Source organism: Photorhabdus hindustanensis (assembly GCF_002968995.1).
In the GTDB taxonomy this organism is placed as follows: Bacteria; Pseudomonadota; Gammaproteobacteria; order Enterobacterales; family Enterobacteriaceae; genus Photorhabdus; species Photorhabdus akhurstii.
Genome location: NZ_PUWT01000063.1, coordinates 1 through 11,957 on the forward strand (window position 1 = coordinate 1; position 11,957 = coordinate 11,957).

Annotated in this window: 4 protein-coding genes and 2 pseudogenes; 4 read left to right on the forward strand and 2 right to left on the reverse strand. The window is 44.0% G+C overall.

The window, feature by feature from the left end; all coding sequences use genetic code 11:
- The 3 genes and pseudogenes from C6H66_RS20340 to C6H66_RS20345 all read left to right on the forward strand — a co-directional run.
- Positions 1-415: pseudogene (locus C6H66_RS20340) on the forward strand (hypothetical protein); the annotation flags it as partial.
- Positions 412-609, forward strand: a complete 198-nt coding sequence (locus C6H66_RS27025) for a hypothetical protein (protein ID WP_248000755.1) — start codon at positions 412-414, stop codon at positions 607-609. The pseudogene C6H66_RS20340 and the gene C6H66_RS27025, both read left to right, overlap by 4 nt.
- Before the next feature lie 59 nt (positions 610-668).
- Entirely contained in the window at positions 669-1,211 is a 543-nt protein-coding gene (locus C6H66_RS20345; RefSeq protein WP_052739514.1) for a DUF3916 domain-containing protein, read from the forward strand.
- A 136-nt stretch (positions 1,212-1,347) separates the two neighbouring features.
- Here the strand turns inward: C6H66_RS20345 and C6H66_RS27755 are convergent.
- Positions 1,348-1,427 (reverse strand): annotated as a pseudogene (locus C6H66_RS27755) (SymE family type I addiction module toxin).
- 80 nt (positions 1,428-1,507) lie between these two features.
- Between C6H66_RS27755 and C6H66_RS27760 the strand changes: the two are divergent.
- Positions 1,508-1,918, forward strand: coding sequence for a DUF2569 domain-containing protein (locus C6H66_RS27760; RefSeq protein ID WP_422615626.1), 411 nt, complete (start codon positions 1,508-1,510; stop codon positions 1,916-1,918).
- Between the two features lie 294 nt (positions 1,919-2,212).
- Here C6H66_RS27760 and rtxA read toward each other — a convergent pair whose 3' ends face one another.
- The gene (gene rtxA, locus C6H66_RS26410) at positions 2,213-11,713 is read right to left on the reverse strand and encodes an MARTX multifunctional-autoprocessing repeats-in-toxin holotoxin RtxA (RefSeq protein ID WP_219847629.1); all 9,501 of its coding nucleotides are present in this window, start codon (positions 11,711-11,713) and stop codon (positions 2,213-2,215) included.
- Between the last annotated feature and the right edge of the window lie 244 nt (positions 11,714-11,957).

Genomic DNA, 11,957 nt, shown 5'->3' on the forward strand with positions numbered 1-11,957 from the left:
GGKTCAGGAGCGGATAGCAACGTGTTCAGGCGCTGACCAGTGCGTTGCCGTTGCCAAAGAGCTGCGGGCATTGCAAGGTGACTACAGTGCCCGGATAGGCGAAATTCAGGAAAAAGCCAGAATGCAGGGGCTGGATTCCCTTACGCCGGCAGAAGTGCGGGAATGTGCAGATTTACGCGGTGCGATGTCAAATATTGACGCATCACGGAATTTGGTGCTCCATCGTGCCCAAGTCACCGGCGGCTCAGAAGAAACGACCCAGGAAATCGTGAAGATTAGATTATGGGGCAGACGGGGATTGCGGCGTCTGCGGGGGTTGCCAGAGAGATCTGTAAGGCTGGAGCAAAAGGCGGTGGAGATGTTGGAAAAGGCAAGCAATCGTATCAACCGAATCAGGGGGCTGTTGGTAATATGAAAGAATTTCTTACTCAACCCGGTTTTGGTACTCAAATAAAAAATAGTACACAAAAAATCAGCCAAATATATCAGGGGCAGAGTGTTTACAAAGCCGATAACAATATTGGAAAGGTGATCAGCGATACCTTGATGGTCAACATAAAAACCATCTTTAGGTTTTTGATAATAAAGGGAAATTTAAGGCTGTCTTAAACTTAGATGGTACGATAAACCAAACCAAAACTAATGTGGCTAAAAGAAGGAAATTATAAATGTCTATGCGTAGAATAGCGTTGAGCAATAAAAAATTGCGTGGTATACCACGTAGACTACGTTCATTGAAAATATGGTCCGAGTCATATAGAACCTATTTTCCTGTTATCACTGAAAATGATTATTCTTATGGTTACTGGAATGTAAAAATTCCGGTACATTCAGCATTGGTACAAGGAAAACAGACAAATAAAAACATTCAATCTATTTGTGCTCAAGATTTAATAGATGCAGCTTATAACATTTATAAGGTGAAGCCAGAAAGCGAAAATAATATAAGAATTACTTGTTCCATTGTATTGCCTGATATGTTTTCAAGTGAATTATGTATATTCACATCTGAAGAATATTTCAATGAACATACTCGCAATGGATATAGTCGGTTTGGTAAAATAACTTTATTGAGTGAACGAAGTTTATGCAAAGAATGGAACTTACGATTACCCGATGGTTTTTCAGAGCTAGGTGTTCTTAGAATAAGTGAAGATGACGAAGGAAAGCCTTATTATTCTGAACACTGGTATATTGGTGAAGTTAACTAAAGCTAAGAATTTATGTTTTAAATATAAATCTCGGCCAACAACGCCGAGATTTTACTTTATATACCAACTAATTATCCTTTATCAGCCAGCCGGATAATCAACTCAACTGCCCCCGCTCAACGGTGATGTTCACTGCCTACCCGGTGGCAAATCCGGCTTCTTGCAGCCAGTTGCCTTAAGGTGCAGGCTGGGATGCTGGCTGTAATAGTGGGTCATACCATGCGTTCAATATAGGGCACCCGGATATAGCCTGCTTTAATACCAGTACCGTATGTGAAGATAAAGAACTGAGTGGCATTGGCGGATTTCTTTATTTACCCGCAATAAATCTTATCTTTGCAATATTTAGCTCTTTATTTAGTTCATATAAAACGATGACAATCTTAACCTCCAGTTATGATTTTCTAGGTGAATTATATATCCTTATAGGATTTGAGTTTATCTGTTTTACAATTATTTTTGGAGTTGCACTTTATACATCTATTCTCTTCTTTAGAAAAAAGAAGAGAACACCTTTATTTTACATTATCCTGTTAGCTTTTAATTTATTATTTGTCATCGCCGATTTAGCATTAACTCATTATGTATATGAAATAAAACTGGATTATAATTATCTTTTCTTGTTTTTTAGAACTGTATTTTATGCATGTATATGGATACCTTACTTTATTATATCCATTCGAGTTAAAAGAACATTTATAAAGTAATGATTAAAATCAAACTATTTTGCAAATAACATTCAATAAGAGTAGGTGAATTTTTTGTAACTCATATTTATTCGAAAAATATAACAGTCAAAATTACCCCGACTTTGTGAGTTATTCACAAAAATCAGGCAATTTAAATCATGTCTTCATTAAGGTCTGAGTCCTGTATTTTACTGACTCAGACTATTTAATTTCTACTTGATTCTTAAGCGTTCAGAGAATGGGCGATTACGATGGCCCACCTATTCAGGTGAGCCATTTTTGCTGTTATTACTTAGCGTTATAGCAAGTTAATCAGGCAAATTTCCCCTTGCCAATTGTGGTATCTGCCCAAGCCGTCGTAATAGCCACTTTTTCCCTGCTGTCCAGCCCTTCGATAAAACCGTTATCACCGGCTGTTGGGGCAAAATTGCTCATTGCCTGAATCAAGGTGTCAACCGCATGGTCTGAAAGTGCCGTAAATTCACGCTCTCCTGATGCATTTTTACGCCCCATCTGCGTTACTAATTTGGCTCGGTTACCATTAAAGTAATGACTAAAGGTGACTGAACCCACTGATTCAAACAGGCTCTGAGCGGTTTTATCCTGAGTACGGCGATTCACGGATAACACGAGATCGTATCCACTGCGTTGGAACCACAGGTTTTGCCAGTCAATATCGTTAAAGATAATCATATCTTCTGCGTTGATATCATTAACCTGATTATCAATCACTTTGCTACTGACCACAAAGCTGTCTACCCCCGCACCACCCTGGAAGTGGTTCTGATATCCCCCCAAAACCAGTAGATCTTGACCATCACCGCCGTCAAACTGGCTGAATTTCGAAATTGTAGCCGCTATCAGGTGGTCATCACCTTCTCCACCATTAATCACCGCGTGATAGCCCATCAGTTTAATTACATCGTCACCCGTGTTGCCATCGATTCGGTTGTCATTACCAAATACCCTGCCAAAGTCATTGCCTTCACCTAGCTCAATCCGGTTGTTATTACCGATAGTTACGGCATAATCCTGATCTTCCCCGGTATCCACCTGGTTGTAGTTGCCAGAAGTGACTACGTAGTCTTGTCCGTTACCGGCATCAATCAAGCCACCTTCGCCAAAAACAAATGTCTGATCATTCCCTTCACCCATGAACACATGGTTAATGCGTCCGGCTACCACTGCGATATCATCGCCATTACCGCCAAACATCCAGTTTTCACGTCCCATCAGTACGCCCAGATCATCACCTTCTCCACCGGTAAAGATGTTGGAGGTGCCGATTGAGTAATAAACATCATCACCACGTCCTCCCCAGAAGTTGTTGTTATCACCCAAATAAGCACCGAGATCTTTACCGTCTCCGCCCCAGTTGAAGTTGTAGTTCCCCAACGATATATGGATATCGCTATCTCCTTGCAGATGACCGCTGTTACGCAAGAAATCAAACGTTTTTTGCTCCATATTGAGCAGATCTGCGGTTAGATTCTCTTTCAGATTGGTTACTAACGATTTCATCTCTTGTTGTTTATCTTTGCTGAATATCGTCGCAAACAAGTTAGGTAAGTTCAGCGAATTAAAGCCCAATGCACGCTCAGGTTTGTTATTAGTCTGAATATTCCCACTGTTGATGGCGCCCGGTACACTTTTTTCCCGATTTTCATCAGGCGCTTTCTCTTTCAGTCCATGACTGACAAGAAATGATTCAATACCATCGGCACTCATATCGGCACGCTGTTTCAAACCATCAATCAATTTATCCGGATCAGTGAAGACACGTAATTGCTCACCACCAAACTTGTGAATAACTTCCAGCATCTCTCGCAAAATAGCCTTGCCATCAACCGGCTTACCAGTACGAGCAACAATCTGTCCCTCCGAAGTGTAATCCACACCAAAAATATCCGCTAAAGTGGTATCTGCATTCACACTGGATAACCGGCCAAGCAGTTTGTTTTTAAGCTGACGCGGCAAGTCCTGTATATTGTAAGTAAATGTTGTCTTCGCCAGGCCCGTCGTTGAGTATTGCTGCGTCATCAGGCCAAACAGAGAACCTAAGTTGGTATCCAGAATGGATTGAATATGGTCGCCGAACATAAAGTTCCAGCTACCGGTTGTGACCTGAATATCCGCCCCCTGACCACCCACCGCAAAATTGAAGGCTAATTTTTCATTGGCCTGACGGAATTTATCCGCACGGCTCATTTTACTGGTATCAATATTGTTGCCGTGACCACTTAACCATTGGTGGTATTTTTTGTTCAATGCCGCTTCTGTGTCACTTTTCAAACCACGGCTACTGCGCTCAAGCTGCGAATCCAGATCAACCAAAGTCTTGTAATCCACACTGCTGGTTTGGTCTAAACCAGACATGTCCAGCACAAATTTTTTCGCGCCAGATAGCGTCCACTGTTGATTCTGCGCCGCCAACCAATCCCACTCTTCGCCGGAATGAATAATAGATTTCAGTACACCGGTAATACGAGCAGCGCCATCAAATGGGTTAACTAACGGCGGCGTAGGGATGGATTTATCCATCATGACAATCAAGTCATTACTGCGACCTTGGTTGAAGCTGACGTTACGGTTGCCAATAAACATCTGCGCCCCTTCAAATGCCTGATACCCCCCCAGATTAACGCTGTGCTTACTGTCACCATTCCCAATATGAACCATCACATTGTTGTCGCCAAAGGCCAGTGACTTAAAGCCACCAGTACCTACTTTGATACTTACATTCGATGTTCCCCAGTTGATCGCGGTAAATTCACCGTCGCCCACGTTTACCTGTATATTCCCGGCGTAATTCAGCGATTGATCCGATTGAGGATTTGAACCGAGCGCTATCCTGTTTTTGCGCTTCCCTGGCGCGGTGAAAATATCATGGTTATTCGCAATTGCCCCTTTGGTCACTGAATCAGCTTCTGTGTACCCCACTTTGGCAAGGTTGATATCGCTTTCAGCCACGCCACGACGCAATTTTTCTGTTGTAGTCGTTAGCTCACCCTGTTCATTCCAGCGTAACACCAGTTTGTTATCGTCCAATTTGTTAACCCACTGATTATTTTTATCGCGAGTAAATTTACGACCTGTTGCATCAACTGCCACTTCACTGCGACGCGCTGAAACATCACTACGGATGCCCTGTTTATCTAAAGCGGCAATAAAACGATAGGCAAAACCATTCCGTTTATCATCACTAATCAGTGAACAACCCACGATGCTGATACGATCTGGTTTCCCTGCCTGGTTAAAGTTCTGACTGAACTGTTTTAGTTTTATTGCCAATTCATCAGCACTATAACCACTTAAGCGAGTGTTATTTTGTGCCGATTCGTTACGGCCGTGACCAACAATCTGCCAACGTAATTTGCCTGATAATCTGGCAGGATCTCCATAAATGACATGATATTTGCCATCAGCATCAAGTTTAACCACTACGCTGGATTCTGGGTGTTTACCCGCCAGATTGATCGCTGCTTTTGCTACAATCGGGTCATTTTCCATTTGAATAATGATCTGGCTACCAAAACGTGTCCCACGATTGTCACTCTTTTGCAGCGAATTCTTCACCACAGCCCGATTTTTATTTTGAGAGCCGGAGAGCGTCGATACAATCCTATCAGCATATTGGCTCATTAAAGCACCGCTCTCGACATGACCATAAAAGGTTTGTTCACCCGATACGCGATAACCAGAAGCGGTCAATCTTGCACGCAGTTTTTCCCCCTCATGCCCTAAACCTTGATTGTCGGTTAACAACATGATCGGCGTATTGATCGGCAAGCCTTTGAGGTTTTTTTCCACTGAAAATTGCCCATTCATCGCTTTTGCCAATGCCCCAATTATGCCTCCAGGGTTTGGTATGTCATGGGCGGTTATGGTTTTAGTCATACTCGATATTGGCCTGTCGAGTAACAGCCCTGACACCGCTTGATTATTTTGCGCCGCATATCGGGCAAGATCAGCCGCCACCGGCCCACCGACGGAATAACCATGAATGATAATATTACCCGGCTTAATACCTCGATCTTGCACCAAGTAGCGAAACATCGTCCGGGCATCCTGATAGAATCCTTGTTCACCGGGGCTACCATCACTACCACCATAGCCGCGCATGTTGATAGCCAGCATATCAATGCCCTGATTTTGATAGTGGCTTTGGATATCATAAGCTTGCTCTTCCGCAGATAAACCTGAGCCATGAAGGAAAAGTACGACTTTTTTCTCTGCTGTTGTCGAAGCATCACCTGATTCTATGTCACCCTGATGATAATATCCGGTTAAACGCCCTTCCTCGCCTTTCAGGGTGATTTTGCTTGATTTGCCGTTAGCAATCTCATCATTAAGCATGGCCTGTGTTTCATCACTGATATGGCGACGATCTTCTTTAAAACCATGCAGTTCGTTGTTAAAGAATCGGGTCAATGGGTTTAAAGAGGCTTCATCCTGTGGAGAGGTACCATCATCCTCAATTAATACTGACTCTGACGCTCCATTTCCGCCCAATAACGACTGTAATCTTTCCACCAGAGAACCGCTCTGTTCTCTCTCAGAGGTATTTTCTCGATAAAGGTGTTGAGTTTTCTCAAATGCACTATTCAATGCCTGATTTATCCATAGTTTTCCTTTATCCCCGGCGATATCCATCAGATCCCTATAACTGGCGGTGTAGTTTTGCAGTACCTGCCTACGATTATCACCAGTCTTCTGCAACGCTTTGTAAACTACCAAACTTTCATTAACCGAATGACCACCATCAAATACCAGAAACACCAAAGTATTAAGATATGCCTGCTCCTGCGAGAAAGCGGGATCTTGACTAGCAATATAGTTATTAAGATGAACCATGATATTGGTCGATCCAGATGCCCCCGTCACCACGGAATGCCCTTGTGCCAGTGCGTTACGCTCAAGCGTTGTTTCCCGCCCAGGCGTCAGCACTCTGCCTGCCGCCACCTTTCTGCCATACAGAAAATCTTCATATTGATCACCGGATGGCTGGTAAGGCAGTGCAATACCATAATCGTTAGTTTTCTGTTCAGTTAACTTCACTTTATAGGTAACATCCGCCATATTCGTTAACTTACTACTGGTGGAACGCGCCTTATAGATCTCATCCCGATAGAAAATGTCCGCTTCCGCCTTCCATTGAGATAAATGTAATCCCATGCCATCAGTGAGCGACATTTTTACTGCCAGAAACGGAATTTTGATCATTTCAAAGCCGTTATCCACCTTGGTCATCATGATTTTAAAGTTATCAAAAGTCGGTTTTTGCAGGAATGCGGTCAGTTCAGGCACCCGACTGAACCAAGGACGAATATCCTTTTTAATTTTTTCGGCGAACGCTTGCATCCTGATAGCAATCTGTCCGTCGCTGACGGCTGAGTCAGAAGTACTTTGCATATACAGCTCAAATTCCTGCACCAGAAACTGACCTATCCGCCTGGAGGTGGCTATCGCATCCGGTGATGCGGTTTTTACCAATGTATGCGCTAGCTCAGAATCAAAACGACGGCCAAATAAGTTGTCTATATATTGGGTGGTCGACTTTTCTCTGTGAGCGTCAGCCTGTAATGACAGTGCCAAAGCATGTAATTTAGGATATGCCTGTAATTGGTTGACAGCATCATCAAACAACCGGATGGTTTCTTGCGATGTGACTTGCCCGGTGAGCCAAAGTTCCCTAGCCCGTTTGATCAAAGGCCCCGCTTCCGGGATATTCGCAGCGTCTAATCGGCTCATGAAAACAATAAGGCTTTCACTTTCAGTCTTAGGCGCCTCCCGTTCAGCCGTTGAGTTCTTTCGAGTTAAAGGTGTAATTTTCCATTTAATAAGTTGATTAATTTCGTCTGGGGTGACGCTACCTTTCAAACCGACAATACGTCCGGTTCCATCAAATATAACTCGCTGCTTAAGATGTTCAGCATGTTGAGGCGCCACGGTGATCCCAAGGACGCCAGCAAATTCGGCTCGCTGGGCTTGCAAGTGCTCCATCATCCGGCCCATCCTAAAACGGATTAAGTTCACTTGACTGACACGCAGAGCAAATTCTTTTGGGTTACGCTGTTGCCAATGTGAAAGTGCCTGCTCAAACTGCAACACATGCTCTTCATCAAAATGGCTCATCGTTTTATAGAAAATATCACGTACAGCAACCAGCGCTTTACTAAGCTGCCTTTTCCTCCCCAATGTTCGCACATTAGGATTGATAAATAACTTATTCCCCTCTTTCAATAAATTAAATTTTGCACTTTCAAATATTGCGGAATCTTTCTGCTCTACCTTGACATCATTCCCCAACGATTCCAGATTAATGCCTGAAATCCGTGGTATTTTTCTGACAAACTTATCTGAACTGTTCGACGTTGGCACCACCATATCGTCAGATTGTACTTTGTTGTCAGATCGTGCTTTGACCAACTTTGAAGTAGTTAAAACGCCGGTATTTTCCGCGCGGATACCGGCATTTATCTGTAGACGATCAACCGCTAGTTTGGCGCCATCCAGCGCTTGTAACTCTTCTTCGGTCAATCCCTTGTAGAATCTTTTTTCAGCTTTCAGTATTAATTCGGGATCAACATAGCTACCGGTTTCCCCTGCTCCTGTCGATTCGTAGGCATTGCCAGACAAACCACTACCACCGGCACCGGTACGATCAGGTTTGGAATCGCTCTGTTTTGCCCTTCTGGCATCTTCTTGTACCTGAGCAATCTTATTTTCAGCCGCTGCAATATCACGTTTACCCCGATATTTCGCCCCCTGATAGGCGATATTTGCGTCATTTTCCGCTTCTTCGGCCTGTTGTTGCTGCAATAATGCCTCTTCTTTCCTTAACGCGGCTTTTTCCTGAGCCTCTGCAATGTCCTGTTTTGCACTGGCATGGTGCTGTTCACTTTGTGCTACGCCGACTTCGGATTTCGCAACCGCTTCTTTTACTTGTTGCTGATTATCCGTAATAGACCATTGAGCATTAGCTAATTTTTTCTGGGTAATAAATTTGGTGTAATTCAACTCATCCTGGGCACGGCTCAAAAATTGAGAAGCAAACTGATTGCGCCACTGGTCGCCTGATTGGCCGCTGTAATTGGCACCGCTGTAGTTGGAATAGTCATTAAGCACCTTCAAACCTTGTGTCATGGAAACCAGTTTGTCAGTCTCCGCCTGCGCTTCTGCTTCTATCGCGTTACGTTGTGTCAGCCCATTTCGGCTAAGTGCTTCCTGATCCGTTAATTCCAATTGGGATTGAGATTTTGCAATCGCTGCCAGTTGTTTCTCTTTCTCCTGCTCCAACAGTTGGCGATCTTTTTCTGCTTTTTCTTTATCGTTTAACGCATTTTGCGCCGCTTTATCCTGTTTCACACGTTCGGTAATAATATTGGCTTGTGGTGAGCTCTCAGATTTTGCAATAACGTTATCCAGAATATAGCCTACGCCGTCACTCAAACCAGTCCCTTTAAACTCAATTCGATTACTGCCCGCTTTTGCTGTCAGCTCTAGTGTTTTATTTTGCCATTTCGCTGCATCGCCAAGAGTCGAGAATACAAGTTTGCCGTTCCAGAAAACATCCATACCATTGTCGGCTGAATAAGAATCGGGACGATTAGCAAAATCAAAGCTTAACGAAATCACTTCTCCCTCGGAACGATTTTGCAGGTCCTGATAAATAGTGGTGTTTTTATCAACATCAAGTTCACTCACTCGTTCGCCATAACGGGTATTATTAGGTCCATCAGTACTCAATGGGCTATATGCCGCAATATCATTGGTTGATTGCCAATCTAATTTACTTTGCTTAAAGTCATTATTGACAATCAGTGACGTCTCAGATTTCACAACGATATTGTCTAAGATGTAACTAAATCCATCATCCTGACCTGTACCTTTAAATTCAATCCGGTTAGTACCTGCTTTTGCCATTAAATCGAGTTTTTGAGTGTGCCATATAGTTCGCTGCCCAGAAGTTGAGAATACCTGCTTACCATTCCACAACACCTTTATTCGATTGTTATTCAGATCATTACCCATCATTTCTGAATGACTCATAAAATCAAAAGTCAGTGAAACTACTTCTCCTTCAGACAAATTTTGTAATTCCTGCCAAATTACGGTGTTTTTATCAACATCAAATTTACTGACTCGTTCACCATTACCAGTATTATCAAGACCATAAACACTTGCCGGGTTATATGCCTCCATATCATTGGTTGATTGCCATCCCAACTCACCTTGTTCAAAGTCACCATTGACGAGCAGATTTTCATTCTGATCCGACTCCGATCTCGTTTTTTGACTCAAAGCACCTTCTATTGAACTGACGTCAGGCGTTTCCACGGCTGTTATAGCGCCATTGAGACGATGGTTTAAATCTGAACTTATCGGCGCGATTTCATCCATCTGAAAGCCATCAATGGCAGAGACTTCCGCTACATTAATCGCACCTCTGCCTTTATGGGCGCCAGACGTGTTAACTTCCTCTCCGTGAACCAGGTAATTGATCGCCTGACTGCCTCCCACTCCGAGTACAGTTTGTTTGATATTGTCGAAGAAAGAAGCAAGCTTGTTGCTTTCTGTATTACTCGATGCAACAGCCAAGCTGTAAAAATCACCATTACCAATCTTAACCACTGCGTTATTACGTGCATAAGAGGCATTGATACACAGACCATCACCAACATAAATATTGGCATTACCTTTACCCTTCATGACAGCAATATTAAGGCCATCCCCAACTTTGGTATTGACGTTATATTTCCCCCACGCCACGTTAACCGAAACACCATTACCTACGTGAGTGTTAATGTTAGCGTCACCATGAGCAGCAGTGATATTTAAGCCATTGCCTACTGTCGTCGTGACGTTAGCTTTCCCTTTTGCCGCCGTAATCTGCATACCGTCACCCACTTTGGTGATGACATTGCCTTCACTCCATAAGGCGTTAAAGCTGTCGCCCTTACCTACTTGGGTGACAATGTTAGCCTTACCTTTAGCCAGCACCACATTACGTCCATCTCCTACCCTGGTGATAACGTTGGCTTTGCCCCAAGCGCCAGTGTAATCATCGCCGTTACCCACATGGGTAATGAGATTGGCATCCCCCTGAACCACCGTGATTTCTTGTCCAGTCCCCACTTTGGTAATGAGATTAGCTTTCCCTTTCGCGAAGTTGTAACGGTCGCCATTTCCCACTTGAGTCAGGATATTCGCCTCACCCCAAGCTGCATTTACCCCGGTACCGTCTCCGATTTTGGTCATCAGATTGGCTTTACCTTTGGCAAACCCCACCGTTGTGCCATCGCCAACATGAGTCATCACATTACCCACATCGGAAATAAGCAGACCGACCGTGGTTCCGTCGCCTACTTTGGTCAGAATATTGCCTTTGCCAAGCAGTACTCCTGCGGTTGTCGAATCACCGATATGCGTAACAACGTTCGCTTTCGCCGCCGCAACCACCCCCATAAAATCATTACCCACTTTGGTGACAATATTGGCCTCACCCAGTGCTAACACTCCGGTTAAACCATCCCCGACATGGGTCATCATATTGGCTTTACCAAACATGGCCGCCAGTGTCGTACCCTTACCGACTTTGGTCATCACGTTCAGTTCACCGGCAAACAAACCGATACTGGCGCCATCACCCACATGCGAATAGATATTGGCTTTCCCGATCATGAAGGCGGCGGTCAGATCGTTACCGACTTTGGTCAGCACATTGGCGCCTCCAATCATGGCCGCGAAGGTATTGCCATCCCCGACATGGGTAAAGATATTGGCTTTGCCGATCATCGCCGCCAGAGTCATGCCATGACCCACTTTCGTGGCGATATTGCCCTTCGCCAGCCATCAGCGCAACAGTTGTGCCATCCCCAATATGAGTAAACACATYGCYTGMAAAAAATCAGCCGTTAATTGCGGGCTGATATCTTTTAGTTTAAAGAATGTAGTTTAAAGAATGCCTTGAGCAAGCATAGCGTCAGCAACTTTCACAAATCCGGCAATGTTCGCACCCTGAACATAATTGATCTGTTTGCCCTCGCCACCATAC

Excerpts from the sequence above, each read along its gene's own strand:
- C6H66_RS27025 (WP_248000755.1), top strand. The coding sequence starts at position 412 with ATGAAAGAATTTCTTACTCAACCCGGTTTTGGTACTCAAATAAAAAAT.
- rtxA (WP_219847629.1), bottom strand. The coding sequence starts at position 11,713 with ATGACTCTGGCGGCGATGATCGGCAAAGCCAATATCTTTACCCATGTC.
- C6H66_RS20345 (WP_052739514.1), top strand. The coding sequence starts at position 669 with ATGTCTATGCGTAGAATAGCGTTGAGCAATAAAAAATTGCGTGGTATA.